At 72.0% G+C, this 18935-nt stretch carries 8 protein-coding genes; 6 read left to right on the forward strand and 2 right to left on the reverse strand.

From position 1 onward, the window contains the following. Window positions 1–51 precede the first annotated feature (51 nt). Window positions 52–3345 carry a UvrD-helicase domain-containing protein gene (locus tag ACOACO_RS02745; protein ID WP_420294720.1) on the reverse strand — a complete coding sequence of 1098 codons (3294 nt, stop codon included), beginning with the start codon at window positions 3343–3345 and terminating at the stop codon, window positions 52–54. Next, the gene (locus ACOACO_RS02750) at window positions 3338–6232 is read right to left on the reverse strand and encodes a PD-(D/E)XK nuclease family protein (protein ID WP_420294721.1); all 2895 of its coding nucleotides are present in this window, start codon (window positions 6230–6232) and stop codon (window positions 3338–3340) included. The genes ACOACO_RS02745 and ACOACO_RS02750 overlap by 8 nt, the downstream gene beginning before the upstream one ends. A 173-nt stretch (window positions 6233–6405) precedes the next feature. Here ACOACO_RS02750 and ACOACO_RS02755 point away from each other — a divergent pair, with 173 nt between their 5' ends. The 6 genes from ACOACO_RS02755 to ACOACO_RS02780 all read left to right on the forward strand — a co-directional run bounded on the left by ACOACO_RS02755 (window position 6406) and on the right by ACOACO_RS02780 (window position 18906). Further along, window positions 6406–7554, forward strand: coding sequence for a hypothetical protein (locus ACOACO_RS02755; RefSeq protein ID WP_420294722.1), 1149 nt, complete (start codon window positions 6406–6408; stop codon window positions 7552–7554). Between the two features lie 37 nt (window positions 7555–7591). After that, window positions 7592–8611: a PGN_0703 family putative restriction endonuclease gene (locus tag ACOACO_RS02760; protein WP_420294723.1), complete on the forward strand. Its 1020-nt coding sequence runs from the start codon at window positions 7592–7594 to the stop codon at window positions 8609–8611. 65 nt (window positions 8612–8676) lie between these two features. Beyond that, the gene (locus ACOACO_RS02765) at window positions 8677–10266 is read left to right on the forward strand and encodes an SIR2 family NAD-dependent protein deacylase (protein WP_420294724.1); all 1590 of its coding nucleotides are present in this window, start codon (window positions 8677–8679) and stop codon (window positions 10264–10266) included. An 81-nt stretch (window positions 10267–10347) separates the two neighbouring features. Beyond that, complete coding sequence (locus ACOACO_RS02770; RefSeq protein WP_420294725.1) at window positions 10348–11199, forward strand: ARPP-1 family domain-containing protein; 852 nt, start codon at window positions 10348–10350, stop codon at window positions 11197–11199. 47 nt (window positions 11200–11246) lie between these two features. Beyond that, window positions 11247–12122, forward strand: coding sequence for an HD domain-containing protein (locus ACOACO_RS02775; RefSeq protein WP_420294726.1), 876 nt, complete (start codon window positions 11247–11249; stop codon window positions 12120–12122). Between the two features lie 1429 nt (window positions 12123–13551). Continuing rightward, window positions 13552–18906, forward strand: coding sequence for a DUF4011 domain-containing protein (locus tag ACOACO_RS02780; protein WP_420296286.1), 5355 nt, complete (start codon window positions 13552–13554; stop codon window positions 18904–18906). Window positions 18907–18935 lie beyond the last annotated feature (29 nt).

Raw genomic sequence — 18935 nt, forward strand, 5'->3', positions numbered from 1 at the left:
GTTTGCTTCCGAGGCACCCATCGAAGCCACCGATGGCTGGCCTGTCAGCGTTCAGCCAGGCTCCACCCCAACTCGCGGACTTTTCGACATCCCGCTTACGCCCACGTCCAAGCACCCCGTCGGGTGCAGGAACAGCAACCGCGTCTCAAGCGATCCGCCCACGCTCGCCGCCAGCATCTCCCGATAGGCCAGCAGTTGCGGGCGGTAGAAGGCGACCTTCGCATCCAGCGTCGCGCTCGTGACGACGTCGGTCTTGTAGTCGACCACCACGAGCGACCCGTCGTCCTCGCGGTAGAGCAGGTCGATGATGCCCTCGACCAGCGTGCCGTCCGACCGCGGAGCGCCGACGTACACCTCGCGCCAGTGCTCCCGGTCCGCCGCCCGCCTGACGAGGTCGCTTGCCAAGGCCGCCTCGACGAGCCGGGTCACGACGTCGGCGAGGTCGACGATGGCCTCGGCGACGACCTGCGCCCGTACGGCGTCACGGAGCCCGGCGCCCGTCGCAAGGTCGACCACCTGCAACACCCCGTGGACGGCGCGCCCGACAGCGGAGCCGTAGCGCCCCTTCGTCCACGGCGGTAGCTCGAGGTCACGAGGACCCTTGGCGGCGCCCGCCTCGCCGGCCTCGGCCATCACGACCTCGGGCTCGGTGCCTTCTAGACCCGAGGCCGTCAGAGCGCCAGCCCGCCGGCTGTTCGCCTGAGCGGTCCTGATGCCGCTGAGCCACTCGTCGCGAGCGGGAGGAGGGGCCGCCGACTCGGCGGCCGGCGTTCGCGGGCGGGCGTCCGCGTCCACCTTGAACAGCAAGGGGTCGCCGACGGTGGAGCCGCCCACGCTGTCGATCAGCTCCGCCGGAGTGAGTTGCTCGGGGTTGTTGCGCGGAATGCGGTGCAGCGACACGACGAGGTGGTCGCGTGCGCGGGTGGCTGCGACGTACAGCAGCCGGGTGCGCTCCAGGTCGCTCATCTGCTCGTCGATGGCGGCCATCCCCTCGAAGCTGGGGTCCCGTAGGTCCTTGCGCAGGCTGACCGCGTAACCGAGCTTGTCGTCCCACAGCAGGCGTACGCCGTACTCGCGCCGCGGCTGCGTCGACATGCCACTGAGGATCACGATGGGGAACTCGAGACCCTTGGCGGCGTGGACGGTCATCACCCGCACCGCGTCGATGTCCTGCTCCGGGAGGACGGCCTCGGACACGCGCGCCTTGTCCTGGGCCTGGTGGGCCACCCAGCTCAGGTACGAGCGGAGCCCACCGTGGGAGACCTCCGTCCAAGCCCGGGCCTGGTCGACGACGAAGCGGAGCCGGCGCCACGAGTCGCGGGTGCGTGGGAGATGTACGCCGATCTCGAGCGCCCGCCGGTCGTCGACGATCCGGCTCAGAACCTCGCTGGGAGTGAGCCACCGGGCGGCTCGGTGCAGCGCGGTCAGGTACGCGAGGGCCCGGCCGACAGGCCCGTCGGCCAGGGCATCGTCCGTCGTCCTCGCGAACAGGTCGATGCGGGCGCCGGAGTGCTTCCAGCGCCACAGGTCGTCGTCACCGCACGCGAAGAGGGGTGACCGAAGGGCCGCGACGAGTGCGAGCGGGTCCGACGGGTCGGCGATCGCGCGGGCGGTGATGAGCAGGTCGCGCACCTCGGGCGCCTCGTAGACCAGCGACATCGGCTCCGCCCGGAAGTGGACGCCGGCGTCGTCGAGCGCGTCCTCCAGCATCGGCATCGAGGTGCGCGACGGGATGAGGATGGCGATGTCGGCAGGCCGCGCCGGGCGCCACGCCTCCGTGGTGTCGTCGAAGACGGTCCAGCCCTCGTCGAGGATGGTCGTGATCATCCCGGCGACGTCCGCGGCTTCGAAGCGCCGGAGGGCTTCCGCGTCGACCTTCGGGTTCGGCTCCGCGCCGAGGATCGCGACGGGCGGCCCGTGCAGGCTGGGATCGACGGGCCGGTCGGCGACCAGGGGCTCGTACGGCGGCTGTCCGTCCTTCTCGTACGTGATCAGCTGGCCGAAGACAGCGTTGACCCACTCGATGACGGCCGGGTCCGAGCGGAAGTTGGTCGACAGGGTCGTGCTGGTGCCGATCGCGGCCTGCGCGTCGAGGTAGGTCTTGATGCTCGCGCGACGGAACCGGTAGATCGACTGCTTCGCGTCGCCGACGACGAAGAGACGGCCCTCGGGCACGGCGACGTCCTCCCACCGCTCCTGGCGAGCGTCGCGCCCGCCCGCGATGCGGACGGCGAGCTCGATCTGGATCGGGTCGGTGTCCTGGAACTCGTCGAGCAGCAGCCGCCGATAGCGCTCGTGGAGCGCCGCGCGAGTGTCCTCTGACCGGACGAGGAGGTCGCGGGCGAGCACGAGTAGGTCGTGGAACTCCAGCTGTCCGCTGCGCCGTCGTTCCTGCGCCTCGGCCAGGACGCGACCGCCCGCCCAGTGAGCGAGGTGGCGCAGGCACTGCCCGACGACGGCGGCGCGCAGGGCGACGACCTTCTCCTGCACGGCCCTCACCTCGGCGCGGATCGCCTTCGGGTCCTCGCCGGACCAGTCGGCCTTGCGACCGGTGTTCCCCATCGTGAACGTCTCGACGGCCGGGATCGCCTCCAGCAGGTGCCGCACCGACGGGGCCGCAGCGACCTCTTCGACCAGTGCCGCGAGCGCGCCGATCTTGCCGCAGAGCTTGTCACCGGGGTTCGTGCACCTGGACTTCAGCGACGCCAGCTGGGTCATCCCGTCGTGGACGGGAGCGAGGTCGGGAACCGACACGGGCGCGGGCGGGTGGGTGAGGACGTGGGTGTCGATCCGGTCCCAGTCCGACCCGAGCAGCCGCACCAGCTGCCGCACCTGCCGCAGGGTGACCCCGGCCGCCATCCCGAGGATGAGCGCCTCGGAGACCGCGTCGTCGTCCAGCAGTTGCTGCTGGATGCGGGACCAACGCTCCTCGAAGGCGATGGAGGACGCCACCTCGTCGAGCACCTCGACCGCCGGGGGCAGCTGCGCCTCGATCGGGTGGGCGGACAGGATCCGCTGCGCGAACGAGTGCAGCGTGCCGATGGCGGCCAGGTCCAGCTCGTCGAGCGCGCGCTGGGCACGCTCCCGTCGTACGACGTCCCCGGCGCCGTGCGCGGCCTTCTCGAACTCGGAGCGCAACCGGTCCCGCAGCTCCGCGGCCGCCTTGATCGTGAACGTCACGGTGGCGATGGCCGGCATCGGCACGCCGTCCACGAGCACGAGGTGCGCCACCCGTCCGACGAGCGAGGTGGTCTTCCCCGACCCGGCGCCGGCGCTGACGAACAGCGTCCGGTCGGTCTGCTCGCGGATCCGCCTGCGCGCCGCGATGTCCGCGGGCTCAGTCATGGGGAACCTCGTTGTCGACGATGAGGGACACGAGGGTTGCCAGGTCGGGGTGGGCGGCCTTGGACGACCACTCGCGGCGGCGGCCGGCGTACCCGATGGCGTCGGGGTTGCAGAAGGCGCACTGGGTGAAGGCGAAGTCGTCACCCGTCGGGGGACGGGCGGGGTACAGGCCGCCCGCGATGCCGGCAGCGAGCACGGCGAGCACCCGGCCGTAGTGGTCCCGGACGTCGTCGTCGAACTCCAGGTCGACCCGGCCGGTGTCCTTGTGGACGAACCAGTACCCGGCCGTCACAGGCAGGTCGAGGTCGAGGACCGCGAGTGCGGCGTAGGCGTACGCCGGCAGCTGGAGCTTGCTCCCGTACGGCGCGGGGTCGGCCTGCTTGATGGAGCTGTACCCGCTCCTGCGGCCGGACTTGATGTCGGTGACGTAGATCCGACCGTCGGCGACGTCGATCTTGTCCGCGCTCCCGCGCATCAGGATCGTCCCGCCCGGCACGGCGACCTCGATCGGTGGTTTGCCGTTCAGTCCGAACTCGAGCTCGGCGGCCGTGACGGCGGAGGCGTTCCCGGCGCGCCACGCGGAGTCCTCGTCCAGCATGGCGGCGAGGGTGATGAGCACCCGCTCCTTCTCGACCGCCCAGAGCCGCTGATGACCGGTGATCCCCCGTTGCTCGAGGGCGGCCGCGTTCCGTTCGGCGATCTCGCGGAGCGCCAGCTGGTGCTCCGCGGTCCACGGCTCCCCAGGGCCGGGCAGCCCGCCCCGCTTGGTGAGCTCGTCCATGCAGGTGTGGATGAAGGTGCCGAGCTCGGCCGCCGGGATCGTGACGACGTCCTCGGGGTTCTCGACGGGACGCACGCCGAGCATGCGCTCGACGAAGTAGGAGTGAGGGCAGGCGGCGTACTTCTCCAGCGCGGTCGGGGAGATCGCCTCCTCGCCCAGCCGGAGGTCGCTGAGCCCGTCGAGCCCAGCCAGGTTGCCGTCGAAGCGGGTGAAGTCGGAGCCGTCGCGCGCCCTCAGGACCTCGCCGGCGCTCTCGACGACGACGTCCGTGAGGACGCCGGCGACCGCCGCGCGAATGCGCCACTCCTGCTCGGTCGCGAGACGCCCGGACGTCAGCAGCTCGCCCGCGAACGACCCGACTGCCCAGACGCGCTCGGCGTACGTCGCGGTCTCCCACTGCGTGGCGGAGAGCTCCGGATCGCCCGCCAGGTGGCGCAAGGTGGGCAGGAGCCACCGGCTCGGCAGCCGCCCCTTGGTCTGGCGCAGGTCGCCCCGGGGGAGGGTGGCGACGACCTCGGGTGCCGTCGAGAAGGCAGCGTCGAGCGCTCGGCGCTTGTCGTCGATGCGGTCGCGCAGGATCGGGAGCGCGCCGTCCAGGCGGGCCCTGATCCGGTCGGGCAGGAGGACGTCCTCCCGGGGGGTTCCGGGGTAGAGGTCCTCGCTGAGGCCGAGGACATAGGTGACGTCGGCCGACAGACCCGCGCCGGTCGCGATCGGGCCGACGTACACACCGTCGCCGAACCGCCCCACGCGGGGGATCGACGCCTCGAGGTCCACCGACAGCAGCTCGTGCAGCGCGCCGACGGACGGCGGTGTCGTCGTGTCGTCGAGAACGACGAGACCATGGAGAGCGAGCTGCAGCGTCGTGTGCGCGTGCTGCTCCTCGGGGGGCAACTGCCGGAGCCGGTCCTGGTCCACCAGCAGCGTGGCGTACAGGCCGAGGGCCCAGTCGATCATGTCGGCCCAGGTGGCGTGCGTCTGCGAGAGCTGGCGGCGCAGCTCGCCGGCGAACGCGTGGAGCCGGTGACCCGACTCCTTCTCCCACTCGGCGGCCTCGTCGTCGATCCAGGTGCGCAGCCGCTGGTCCCAGTGGTCGCCGCGGACGACGCCGGCCGAGCGCGAGTGGCGCTCCCACCGAGCGGTCGGGACGAGCTCGCCGTCGAAATCACGCGCCGCCGCGCCGCCGAGGGCGTCGAACAGTGCAGCCCGCGGGAGGTCGTCACGAGCCAGGTCGAGGAGCCCCAGGAACGTGCGTACGACGGCCCGCTCGGCCACCGGGCGGGCGCCCGGCCCGTTGTACGCGATGCCGGCGGACGTCAGCTGCTCGGCGAGGAGCCGGGTGTAGGGCCTGGGGTCGGAGTAGAGGACCACGGCCGTCCTGCCCTGCTCGAGGCTCGCCATGACGTCCCGCACGACCGCGCGCACCTCGTCGTCGGCATCGGACGCGTGGATGACGCGGGTGGCGCGCGGTGCGGGGTGCTCTGCTTCGACGGTGACCACCGTGCGGGCCGTCCGGAGCGCCTCGAGGAACCGGCGTTCGCTCGGCGTGAACCGCCCCGGGAGGTAGACGACCACAGGCTCGTTCCCCGTGCCCGCAGCGTCGGCCGCGGCCCAGAGCAGGTCGACCTCGTCGTACCAGGACGAGCTCAGAGTGGCCTCGACCTCGCGCTGGAGTCGCACCAGGTCCGGGGCCGGCAGAGCCAGCGTGCTGATGAGGTCGAGGGCTGCGACGTCCAGGTCGCGCAGGTCGCGGTAGGCCCGGGTGAGGGCCGCGACGGTCGAGGGGTGGTCGGCGACCTCGACGAAAGCCCCCGGCTCTCGTCCGAGCGCTGCCCGCCACGCCGAAGCGACGACAGCTCGCGTGGCGGGGCGCTGCGGGGCGAGCAGCGGCGCGGCCAGGAGGTCGGCGTAACGCGCCAGGGTGGTCACGTTCACGGCCGCCACACCGCCCTGGGAGGCCAGGTGCCGACGAGCGGTGACGGCGGCTGGGGTGGACGGGGCGAGGACGGTGACCGGCCTCAGTGGGTCCCCGGCCTTCAGGTCATCCACCGCGTTCGCCAGGCGCTCGAGGGCCGACTGCACCGGTGAGGGGCGGGCTGGCGTCACCCGGCCAGCCTAGGTCTCGTCCGGCCCTTGCGGTCCGACATTCGCCCAAGAGCAGCGCGATGGGCAGGAGTCCAGCACCGTGCGTCACGGACGACTATGTTCGCCAGGTGGCGCCGCGACGCGCCGGCTGAGGGGACGTGGTGATGAGTACGGTCAACTGGGCCCAGGATCGAGTGAACAGCATCAGCTCGGCCACGGGCCGGCTCGTGCACGACGGGGCGCGCGCTGCCCAGGTGCGGCCGGACGCGTCGGCCAAGCAGCAGATCGCCGCCTTGGTCGACCTGATCGACCTGCACCTCGCTGGCGCAAGCCTGCCCGGGGTGTCAGACGAGGGCCGACTGGTCCTGCGGGTGCCGCAGCTCGCGAGCGAGGCCCGCGGGGCGCTTGGGACACTCATCGAGTCCCGGGTCGACGAGACCCTGACGATCGACGTCCTGGAGGCAGCGGGGGACGACTGGGTCGCTGCTCCTACCGGGTGGAACGCCTCCGACCCCGCGGAGTACAGCACGTGGCCGGCCCTTCTGGCGCAGCAGTGGAAGGTCCCGGGCCTGGTCACCGACGTGGTGGAGCGGGTGGCGGTACCCGGCCTCCGTGCCTACCCGCGACTGTCGACGAGGGGCAAGGAGTGGTCGCTTCGCCTCGAGGGATTGGAGGTCGGTCGTGGGACGGCGTCGCGGCTGACGCTCGGCGTCGGCAAGGACGGCGTCGGGGACGCCCGCAGCAGGCAACGCGACGCATGGATCGCCGCCACGAAGCGGGCCGACACGGTCGAGACCGAGTCAGCTGACGAGGCGGCTGCGCTGGTGTCGCGGTTCATCGTCGAGTGGCAGCAGCGGGGAGCCGGTCAGGTCGAGCAGGACGAGCACGCGCTCGAGTCCCGCATCTTGCGAGGCGAGGCGCTCATCGCCGTCCGCGGCCTCGTGCTTTCTCGCGTCCCCGCTCACCACGTCGTCAACTGGGGCAGCCAGTTCCCCACCAAGTGGGGGCCGGGCGGGAGCGCCCGATACCTGGACGCTCTCCTGGCCGACGGGACGACCCCCTGGGCCATCGAGATGAAGGTCGCAGGCAGCGCGGGCGTCGGCTCCTACTACCGCCAGGCGGTCACGCAGGCCGTGCTCTACCGCGAGTTCATCCGGCGCGCCACGCCGCTGCACTTCTGGTTCGAGGAGCGGGGCCTGGAGGCGGCCCGGTGCGAGGCCGCGGTCGTCGTACCCCGGCTGCCGCCCGCGCAGGAGAAGTGGCGAACCCGCCTGCAGGCGTTGACGGCCTACTTCGGCGCCGAATTCGTCGAGGTCGACCCGGCGCACGCCCGTCGCTACTGACCGGACTGTCGGTGTCCCGCCGTACGGTCGCCACACCATGACCACCTTCACCGAGCGGGAGCAGGCGCGCGCCGCCGCGTGGAAGACGCGGACGCCGCTGCTGCCCGCGACGGCGCGACAGGCCGCGCCATGGATCGACCACGCCGGTCGGCCCCGGGGGCGGTACGACCACTGCCTGCCGCCCGAGCATGCGGCGGCGAACCTCCTGCCGGAGGCCGAGGGGGCGATCCAGTTGTTCGCCGAGCTCGGCATCCCGTGGCACTGCGGGGTCGGCGACGGGCCGGGCAACAACCTCCTGTCGTCGCAGGTGCAGTGCGCCAACGCCCTCTTCGCGATGGTCGAGGACGCCGAGCTCGTACGGCGGGCGTTCGGCGACGTCGTGGACATCGCCGAGGTGCTGTCGATCGAGGACGGGCGCTACCTGACGTTCGAGTACATCGGTCCGACCGACTACTTCGACGAGGGTCGCGGGAAGCCGCGCGTCCGTGGCAGTCGCTGCACGAGCGTCGACGCCGCGTTCCGCTACCGCACAGGCGGCGGCACCACCGAGCTCGCGCTGGTCGAGTGGAAGTACACGGAGCAGTACGGCCGGCTGCGCGACCCGAACCCCGGTTACGACAAGACGCGGATCCGGCGGTACGGCGCGGACTTCGGCGACCCGAACGGGCCGCTGCGGTCCGACGTGCTGCCGATCGAGCTCATGCTCGACGAGCCGTTCTACCAGCTGATGCGTCAGCAGCTGCTCGCCCACCGGCTGGAGACCGACCGCGCGGTGGGTGCTGACGTCGTGCGCGTCCTGCACGTGCACCCGCCGGAGAACCTCGAGTACCAGCACTCCCTGGTACGCGCCGAGCACCGCGAGCTGGGCGAGGACGTGGACGCCGTGTGGCGCCGCATCCTGCGGGCAGACGACCGGTTCATCGCCGTCGATCCGGCGCGCTTCCTCGACCCGGGGGTCACGAGCCGGGAGTACGTCGACCGCTACGGCGCCGGATCGCAACCACCGTCGTACTCGACCGATGGCGCCCTGAGCTCGCCAGCGGTCCTGCGGCCCTGAACCCCACTCACCAGTCGCGGGCGTCGTACCCCTGCCGGCACCTCGTCTTGACGCACGATGGCTGCATGACGACGACCGGGCACCTCTTCGTGATGCAGGGCGATCTCACCCGGCTGAGCTGCGACGCGATCCTCCTGCCGTGCGACTCCGCCCTGGACGTGAGTGCGCACTGGAGCGGGCTGCTGCCCGCCGGAGCCACGCCCCACCTCGGCAGGATCCGGCTGGACGGACCCGCCGGGTCCGACGGTCTCGTCTCTGTGTCGTCGGCCGACTCGCAGCGGCCCGTCTACGCGTTCGTCGCGGTCGAGGCCGCCGAGCTCACACCGGCCGACGTCGTGGAGCGCACCGCCGGCGCCGTGCAGTCGGCGGCGGGCCGCCTGGCGACGGCGCCGACGGGGGCCGGGCGCGCCGTACCCCTCCTGGCCCTGCCGCTGGTCGGCACCGGCCAGGGCGGGCTCGCGCGGCGGCGCGGCGAGGTCGTCCGCGACCTGGTGCCGGCGCTGCAGGGCGTCGCGGCCGAGAGCGGGGTCGACATCGTGCTGGTGGCGTGGACCCGCGCCGACCACGTCGCGATGCAGGCAGCGCGGGGCGCGACACCGGGCTGGTCCCAGCTCGATCAGCCAGGCGGTCACCTGCTCGACCGCGCCGACACCATCGGCGGGTGGGCCGCCAAGGGTGAGCTGTCACTCTTCATCGGCGCCGGCGCTTCCGTTCCCACCGGGCTGCCCTCGTGGAAGGATCTGCTCGCGGAGATCGGCGGCGGACAACCCACCGGCGACACGGCTGACGCACTGATGGACCACGCGAGTCGGCTGGCCGCGACGATGGGCGAGAACGACCTCAAGCAGGCGGTCGCCGACGCGACCACTACCTCCGTCCACGCCATCTCCCACGGCCTGCTCGCGGGCCTGCGCACGGGCCGCGTCGTGACGACGAACTACGACCCGTGCTTCGAGCTGGCCAGCGCCGGCGTGGGCGACGGCGACGGCGAGGACGTCGCCGAGGGCGACGGCCTGCTGCGGGTGATGACGCGACACCTGCCGTCGGGCGCCGGGCCGTGGTTGCTCAAGCTGCACGGCGACGTGAAGGACGCTGTTCGCATCGTCATCACCCGTGCGGACTACGAGCGCCTGGCGCGGGAGGACCACGCACTACGGGGCGTCGTGCAGAGCCTGATGCTCACGTCGCACCTGCTCTTCGTGGGTTACAGCCTGGCGGACGAGGACTTCGCGGACCTGGCGGCGGGGGTGGTGGACGTCCGGGGGAGGGCTGCCCCTGCCGGGCGCTCACCGGGCACAGTGCTGGCGCTGAGCGCGTACGAGGAGAAGCGGCTCGAGAAGAGCTGCGCTGCGCGCGGCCTGGACATCGTCCCCATCGGCACGGACGACGTGTCCGCTGCGGCGCGCCTGCTCGAGATCTTCCTCGACCGGGTGGCGTGGCGTGCGGCGACGCAGCGCGCTGACTCCGCGGCGTACCTCCTCGACGACGCCTACGAGTCGAGCCTCGGCACCGCGGACAGGGCGTTGAAGGCGGCGCTCCGAGCGCTCGGCGACCGGCCGGACGCCGCCGACAGCCCCGCCTGGCCCCATGTGCGCGAGCTGCTCGAGCGGCTGGGCGAGCCGCCCCACATGCGGCCGACCGGGAGGGTGGACTAGACCGGGCAGATTAAAAGTCGTAGCGACAATAAGACGTGGTACGGTTATCTTGTCAATCAGACAAGAAACGGAGGTGTGGAGATGCGACTCCACCTCGGCGACGGCACCACGGCCGGCGCGATCACGATCTTCCCGGTCTGGCACGACCAGCCGGTCGCCGCACGCCGCGGCTACGACACGACCAGGGCGAGCCTCGCCATCACCGAGCTGCCGGGTGGAGCGCACGTGCCGCGCCTGCAGGTCGGCAACGCCGGCAGCCGCCCCGCGCTCCTGCTCGAGGGGCAGCTGCTGGAAGGCGGGCTGCAGCACCGCATGGCGGTGACGTCGACGCTGGTCGGCGCCCGCACCCAAGTGGGGATCGACGTTATGTGCGTCGAGGAGGGCCGCTGGCACGGCGGCGCGACGCAGACGACGAGCGGCCGTCGCGCCCCGACGTACGTCACCCGCGCGGCCGCCCTCGGCCAGCACGAGGTCTGGCGGCGGGTCGGCAACCTCGACGCCGGGTCGCCGACCCGGTCGCTCGTCGAGCGGTACGACGCGCCCCGCCCGCCGCAGGACGCGGCCGACGCCCTGCTGCGGCGGGTGCGTCCGCTGGCCGGCCAGACCGGTGTGCTCGTCGGTGTCGGGGGCCAGCCGTTGACGCTCGAGGTCTTCGACCACCCGCGGACGCTCGCGGAGCAGCTGGCCCCGATCGTCCGGGGCGCCGCGCTGGACGCGCTGCTGGGACCGGCCGAGCCGACCCCGGGTCGACGTGCCCGACGGATGCTGGAGCGTCTGCGGCGGGTGGACGTGGCCCGTCGCCCGGGCGACGCCGTTGACCGGGGGGCGAGCCCCCAGCTCGACGTGATGGTGCTCCGAGCCGGTGCCGGCACGAGGCGCGCCCTGCACCTGCGGACGACGTACCTGCGCCACCCGACGCTGCTGGCAGCCTGACGCGGCTGCCGCCACCGACCCGCGCCCGCGGGAAGAGAGGAGGCCCCATGTGGGTCGAGGAGATGGACACCGAGCGGTTCGCCGCTGCAGTCGGGCTGGCCGCCCACCTGCACCGTGGCCAGGTGCGCAAGGGCACGCAGGTGCCCTACGTCAGTCACCTGCTGAGCGTCGCCGCCCTGGTCGCGGAGGATGGCGGCACCGAGGACCAGGTCATTGCCGGCCTGCTGCACGACGCCGCCGAGGACCAGGGCGGGGAGGCGACCCTCACGGTGATCGCCGAGCGATTCGGAGCCGGCGTAGCCGAGCTGGTGCGGGCGTGCTCGGACTCGATCGACGAGGCCGGTGCGGAGAAGGCGCCGTGGAAGGAGCGCAAGGAAGCGGCGATCGCGCACGTGGCCGACGTCCCCGCAGAGGCGCTGCTCGTGCTGGCGGCCGACAAGCTGCACAACACGCGCAGCACGGAGGCCGATCGCGCGTTCCACGGATCGGGCGTCTGGACACGCTTCAAGGCCGGTCGTGACGGCTTCCTCTGGTACCACCTGGCCGAGCTGCTGGTGCTGGAGGAGCGGGTCCCGGAGTCCCGGTCGGTCCGCCTGCTGCGACGGGAGCTGTCAGGCCTGGCGTGCGGTGAGGCCGCAGGCTCCCCGTTGGCAACGGTCGCCAACGTGCCCGAGGAGGTGCGACCGTTCTTCGCGGCGGGGCTGCTCGAGGAGGGCTGGCCGGGCTGGGGGTTCGGAGCCGGCCCCGAGCAGGACGCGTTCGTGGCGGGGCACCAGGTCACAAGCTTGTGCGGCCTCGTGCAGTCCGCGGATCTTGCGGACTACAAGAGCGACGCGCGTCGGTACGACGCGCACGCCGACACGGTCAACGAGCGGTACGGGGCGCGCGTCGTGGAGAGGGTCGACGAGTGGGTGTGGGGCTGACCCCACGGCGCGGCCGGTGTACCTCAAGGTTCGCGCCCATCCGCTTGAACTTGCCCACGTGCGGCCTTCACTCGGGCAGACTGACGCGCGACTACGGGGAAGTGGGTTCATCATGGACGACGACGGGCTCACGTCGTACGACGCGGTCAAGGCGGGGCGGCCAAATCGGGTGTGGCTTCACCCGACTGCCGACCTGCTGGTGATGGCTCTGACCGAGCGCGTCGGACGTGAAACGCTTGTGATCGTCCGAGGCCCGCAGGACGACTGGCTCACCGTCGCCGACCGGCAGAGTGGTGCGGTCTTCGTCGAGGCCGAGCGGGACAGTCTCCTGATCTTCCCCGTGGGCTCTGCAGCGGTCACGCCGACGGACGCGGTGTACGTCGACCGCGTCGGGGCGGCGGGAGACTACGGCCTTCACGAGGTCGTCGTGGACCTGACCCGGGTCGCGTCCGGCGACAAGGCGCAGATCGTCGAGCTGATGGCGTCGTCGTACCGGCACTGGCGCGGGCAGGACGGCGACGAGCCGACCGAACCCCCGGCCACGTCATCGGACGAGCTGGCCATGACCGACGCCGGCGCCACCGCGCGCATGCGAGCCGACGTCAGCAGCCAGTGGTCGTGGGCGTCGTCGGTGGCGCGGATCCCGCAGATCTCCGGCGTGCTGGTCGAGCTGGTCGAGCCGGTCGCGAGCGCGCGGCTGACGGTGTCGGTGTCTGACGGTGATGTCGTGTTCGGGTCCCGCACGGCGTACGAGGGTCCGGTTGCGGCGGGTCCGTGGGTGCGGGAATCCGTGCACGTTGCCCTCTCGGCGCGCGTGATGTCGCAGATGACCGAGCGCCAGGCCGCGTCGTGCGTCATCGAGCTCGTGGATACGACAACTGACAAGGTCCTCTCACGGCACGAGGAGGCAATCGACGTCCAGCCACGCGATCTGTGGTTGTGGACGGGTGACCCTCGGCGAAACGACGAGACAGAGCGGCTCCGGTCGCGCATGCAGGCTCTCGGTGTGAGCCTGCAGGACGCCGGCACGGCCCAGGAACAGTCGCGGATCCAGGCTGAGATGGACGACCTCGGTCGGCGGTTCTCGTCACTGAACAGGTCGTCGAACGATCTGGCGCGGGCGCTTCTCGCCGCATTCGTGCGTCCCAACCACCCCGAGATCGCTGTGATCGCCCGTGAGGCTGCGACGGTGCTCGGTCGGAACGTCGGCGACGCGGGATTCCACGCCTTCCAGATGACCGACCCGGCCGAGGTCGAGAAGCGCGTGGAGGAGTCGGTCACGGCGACCTACGAAGCACTGGTCGCGCGCGGCATCGCCTACTCCGAGCCGCCTCCGGGCTGGGACTACGAGCGTGAGGGCCAACGCATCCGCGACCACGGTGATGTCGCCCGTGGCGGACTCGGCACGTGCATGGACACGACGGTGCTTATGGCGGCCGCGCTCGAACAGATCGGTCTTCTGCCGGTGCTCGTGCTCGTGCCCGGTCACATCTTCATCGGCTACTGGCGTCGAGATCCTGCCGGGAACGACGGTGGAACGCCGGAGTGGTACCCGGGTGCCCCTGTCGTCGATGACCTTGCCACCATCCGGACCCTCGTCGACGGCGGCTGGTTGGGGGTCATCGAGACGACGACGCTCACGGCTGGCAAGAACGTGAGCGCGGATCAAGCGAGGTCGAGTGCCGTCGCCGGCGGTCTGACCTCAGGACTGAGCCGAGGTCAGGTCCACCTCATCGACGTCGCTGCTGCCCGCCGCGCCGGCGTCTCGCCACTGCCAGCCGTCAGCGAGCGTGCCGACGGGGTGACGGAGGTCGTCGAGTACCGCCCCGGCGGCGAGCGGACCGTCACGGAGGTCGAGCGGGACGAGGTCGACTTCGCCGACCGGGAGCGGCACGTGGACGACCACCCGCCGCGCTACCGCACCTGGAAGGCCTCGCTCTTCAGCCTCAACGCGACGAACGCACTGCTGAACCTCCGCGCCAACGCCCGGGTGCAGCCGCTGGTGCTGCCGGCCGAGGGGCTCGGGGTGCTCGAGGACAGGCTGAACCAGGATGCGTCGTTCACGGTGCGCAGCGGCTTCGACGTGCCCGAGGTCTGGCGTGCGCGCGACCTCCCCAACGCGGTGCTGGCCCTCCGTGGTGACGACGCGGATCCGCAGGATCTGATGGACCAGCTGCGTGACCGGACGCTCTTCGTCCAGCGCATGGCGGCAGGCAAGGACGGCTACCGCCCCGTCGGCCCCGACGCCTGCTTCCGCGAGCTCCGCTCGATGGCCAACAACGCGAGGACGGCGCGCGAGGAGCGCGGCATGAACCCGCTCTTCCTCTGCATCGGTCTGCTGCGCTGGGAGCACAAGCCCGGCGCACCGCTGGCCGAGGCTCCGCTCCTGCTGGTCCCGGTCCACCTGCGTCCTGATCGTGGTCGCAAGACGTTCACGCTCTCGCTCGACACCTCCCAGCGCACCACCGCCAACGCCGCGCTCATCGAGTGGCTGCGCCGAGAGCACGGCCTCGCCGTACCGAGCCTGGACGAGCCGGCGACCGACCGGGCGGGCATCGACGTGGACGGCATCCTCGCCGACGTACGACGTGCGGTCGCCGACCGCGGGCTGCCGTTTGAGATCGCCTCCGAGGCACGTCTGGCGACCCTCGACCTGACGGCCTTCCGCATGTGGCAGGACCTTGACACCCAGGGCACGCGGTTCCTCGAGCGCCCGCTCGTGCGTCACCTGGTCGAGACCCCGACCGAGCGGTTCGAGGACCCCGTCGGCGTGGCCACCCCGCAGGGTGTTGAGCTCGAGGCCATTCTCGACCAGCTCGAGACCCCGATCCCTGCTGACGCCACCCAGAAGCGTGCGGTGCTCTGGGCCCGCGAGGGTCGCACCTTCGTGCTCCAGGGACCGCCGGGCACTGGCAAGTCGCAGACCATCACCAACATCGTCGCCGAGTGCGTGCTGTCGGGGATGCGCGTGCTGTTCGTCGCCGAGAAGGGCACTGCGCTCGCCGTCGTCCAGCGCCGCCTCGACGCGATCGGGCTCGGCCCCTTCACCCTGAACCTGCACCACGAGGGCTCCAACGCCGCGGCGGTGCGCTCGCACCTCCGGACCTCGCTCGAGTCCACCGTCCAGCCGGACCCGGCGGCGACCGAAAGCGCCCGTCGTCGCCTGCGCAACGCACGCTTCGCGCTGGCCGAGTACCCGACGCAGCTGCACGAGCCCAACGCCGCGGGGATGTCGGCGTACGGCGCGCACGACGAGCTGCTCGTGCTCGGAGACGGTCCTGCGCTGCCCGTCACCGCGACCACCGTCGCGCACCACGCCGACCAGCTCGAGGCGTTGCGCGAGCTGTGCCGGGACCTGCCGCGCTGGACCGCTGCGGCAGGCACGCGGCCGGGCCACCCGTGGCGGCTGGCCGGGAGCGGTGCCGGCGACCCGTTCGCTCCGGACGAGGTCGCAGAGATCGTCCGGACGCTGCTCGCCGAGACCCAGTGGGCCCGCTCGACCGGAGGCGTCGTACGACGTCTGCTCGACGCGGCGACGCACCCGGACCAGCTGTGCGTGCTCGCCGCCGGGGCGCACGACGACCTGCCTCACGGCGCCGAGCTGGACGCCGTTCTCGAACCGCGCTGGCGTCGTACGACAGCGGACGCGCTCGCCGCGTGTCGCCAGGTGCTCGACCAGGCCGCGCCTCGTCTCCGCGGCTTCCCACCGGCGGTCGTCGACCGTGATCTCCGCGCGGTCGTCGCCCAGCTGGACGCCGCGGACGCGTCGGGCGTCTTCGGCCGGGGGAAGCGCCGCGCGGCCGCACTCGCGCCGCTGTCCGCGCTGGCGCCCGCCGGACTGGATGTGGCCGCCTCCGAGCCCCGCGTCCTGCTGACCGACCTCGTCGCAGCTCAGGACGCAGCGGTCCACGTGCGCAACGTGCTGAGCACCGTGGCCGGGCTCGGCCCGCACCGGCCGAGCAACCCGTTCGAACCGGGGGCGCTGGACGGCGTCCAGCGGCGGCTGGACGCTGTGGCCGAGCTGACCGAACGGCTTCGGAGCTCGGACGAGTGGTCGCGGCAGGTGGCGGCTGCGACCCGCGACGGTGTCCTGGCAGCCGAACGGGCCCACCTGGCGGCGTACGCCGAGTCGTGGGACCGGCTGTGCGAGCTGCTCGTCGTGCAGGTCGCCGATCTTGACGCGTGGCGCTCGGACGACGGCCTCGTGGCGGCCGTGTCCCGGCACGAGAGCGTGTGGCGCCAGCACGTCGACCACGAGCGGCTCTTGCCGCTCCAGCGCTGGTGCGCCCTGGTGGGTGTGCTCGAACCGATGCGATCCGTGGGCCTCGACGAGGCTCGCGCCCAGCTGTTGGAGGGGCGTCTTGCGGCGGACGTCGCCGAGGAGGCGCTCGCCCGAGGCATCGCGCGGGCCTCGCTCGGTGAACGGATGAGCGCAGCCGGCCTCGACCGCTTCGATCCCGTCGCGCACGACCAGCGAGTGACCGGTTACGCGGCTGCGCAGGGCGAGGTACGGCGTCAGTGGGTGACCGACGGGCCGGCGCGACTGCTCGCACGGCGGGAGACCGGCGGCTCCGGACACAGCACCGGGGGGCTTGCCCGGGAGCTCGAGAAGACGTCGCGCAAGCTCGGCACACGGGCGATCCTGCGTAAGTACGGCGCAGCGGTGCAGGAGGTGACCCCCCTCTTCCTCTGCAGCCCCTCGTCCGTCGTGGACCTCGTCGACCCCGAGCTGCTCGACTTCGACGTCGTCGTCTTCGACGAGGCGTCACAGATCACGGTGCCCGAGGCCGTCGGGGCGCTCGGCCGCGCCAGGGCCGCCATCGTCGTCGGTGACAGCAAGCAGATGCCGCCGACGCGTGTGGTCGCCGCGCAGCACTCCGATGGCGAGCTGGAGGACGACGAGGACGACGTCGTCGAGGACCAGGAGTCGATCCTGAGCGAGTGCGAGCTCGCCCGGGTGCCGACGCTGGCGCTCGACTGGCACTACCGCAGCCAGGACGAGGCGCTCATCGCTTTCAGCAACCGCACCTACTACCGCAACGGGCTGAGCAGCTTCCCCACCCCGACGTTGATGTCGTCAGAGACCGGCGTGGACTTCCGCCGGGTCCAGGCGGGGCAGTACTTCCGCGCTGGGAGCAACCAGAAGGCCGATCTCGGCGGAGGTGTCGTCGCCGGCAACAACACCAACCCGGTCGAGGCGCTCGAGATCGTCGCGTACGTCGAGCAGATGGTCGAGCGGGCCGGCGAGGGCGTCCCGTCGATCGGCGTGGTCACCTTTAACGAGAGCCAGCGCCAGCTCGTCGAGGACCTGCTCGTCACGAGGGCGCACCCCGGCGTGCTGCGGGCGATGGACGAGGCCCACACCGGCCGGGGCGACGCGCTCTTCGTGAAGGCTCTCGAGCAGGTCCAGGGCGACGAGCGGGACGTGGTGCTGTTCTCGGTCGCCTTCTCCAAGCAGGCGAACGGTCGGATCCCCACGAACTTCGGGCCGCTGTCCAACAGCGGCGGCGAGCGCCGGCTGAACGTCGCGGTCACCCGCGCGCGTCGGAGGAACGTGGTCTTCTGCAGCTTCGACCCCAGCGAGCTCGACGTCTCGGGTGCGACGTACAACGGACCGCGCGACCTCAAAGCCTTCCTGGCCTTCGCGAAGGGCCAGGCAACGGCCTCGCCCGCCGACGAGGACGACGCCACGCGGGTCGTCCTGCGTGACCGCCACCGCGACGACGTCGCGGCCGCGCTGCGGGCAGCGGGACTGACGGTCCTCACGGACGTGGGGATGTCCGGCTTCCGCCTGGATCTTGTCGTCTGCCGCACGGACGACCCCGCTCGCCCGTTGCTGCCCGTCCTGCTCGACGGCGAGGGGTGGCGGGCCCGTAGCACCGTGTCGGACCGGGACGTGCTACCCGTCGAGGTGCTCGAGAACCTGATGGGGTGGCCGACCGTGCTCCGGGTCTGGTGGCCGATGTGGCTCCAGAACCGCCAACAGGTCGTCGACGAGCTCGTGCGCCAGGTCGCCACCGTGGAGGAGTCAGTGCCGTTGGTGGTGGAGCCGGAGGCGGAGCCGGTCGCGGTGTGGCCGGCAGACGTGGCTCCTCCGAGTTCCGAGCTTGTCCAGGAACCGGACGCGACGTGGCGGGTGGCGAAGATCCCCGACGCGGGGGGATGGCGCGCTCCCGCCGCGGTGGACGTGGTCCGCGACGCTCCTGCTTCGGAGGAGGGCCCCGCAGCGCCCTCCGTGCCCACGGTGTCCGCGTTCGTCGCCGCGCACGCGGACACTGTTGCCGGTCGACAGGTGCTCGACGCGCTGCCGGCCGGATGGGCCGCTGATCTGGTGCGAACCGAGGTGCTGGACGTCATCGCCACCGAGGGTCCCGTCGAGGTCGGCCGGCTCACGCGAACGGTCGCGCGTCGGTTCGACCTGCTGAAGGTGCGGGCCGCCCGCGCGGGGCTGATCGCCGAGCTCGTTCCGCACGTTTCCGTGAGGAGTGGTCCGCTGGGTTCGTTCGCCTGGCCGTCGCACCTCGACCCCGCCGGCTGGGCGGGTTACCGCACGGGTGCAGGGCGTCCTCTCGAGGAGGTCGCCCCGGAGGAGATCGCGAACGCCATGCGCGGACTCCTGGTGGGTGGCGCCCTGAGCGGGGACGACGTCCTGCGTCGTACGGCGGAGCTCTTCGGCGTCACACGACTGGGGGCTCATGTGCGGGCGCGGTTGGCAGCCGTGCTCGAGAGCCTCGGTCCGGAGGCGGGCGCCAAGGCCGCTCCGGATGTCGGTCAGGACCGCTAGCGTCGGGCGAGGAGACGGGTCGGGACGAG

The organism is Nocardioides sp. CPCC 205120, assembly GCF_048654585.1.
Taxonomy (GTDB): domain Bacteria; phylum Actinomycetota; class Actinomycetes; order Propionibacteriales; family Nocardioidaceae; genus Nocardioides.

What these genes read in the sequence shown, in the direction of transcription:
- ACOACO_RS02745 (WP_420294720.1), bottom strand. Translation starts at nt 3,345, where the DNA reads ATGACTGAGCCCGCGGACATCGCGGCGCGCAGGCGGATCCGCGAGCAG.
- ACOACO_RS02760 (WP_420294723.1), top strand. Translation starts at nt 7,592, where the DNA reads ATGACCACCTTCACCGAGCGGGAGCAGGCGCGCGCCGCCGCGTGGAAG.
- ACOACO_RS02765 (WP_420294724.1), top strand. Translation starts at nt 8,677, where the DNA reads ATGACGACGACCGGGCACCTCTTCGTGATGCAGGGCGATCTCACCCGG.
- ACOACO_RS02770 (WP_420294725.1), top strand. Translation starts at nt 10,348, where the DNA reads ATGCGACTCCACCTCGGCGACGGCACCACGGCCGGCGCGATCACGATC.
- ACOACO_RS02775 (WP_420294726.1), top strand. Translation starts at nt 11,247, where the DNA reads ATGTGGGTCGAGGAGATGGACACCGAGCGGTTCGCCGCTGCAGTCGGG.
- ACOACO_RS02780 (WP_420296286.1), top strand. Translation starts at nt 13,552, where the DNA reads ATGGCGGCCGCGCTCGAACAGATCGGTCTTCTGCCGGTGCTCGTGCTC.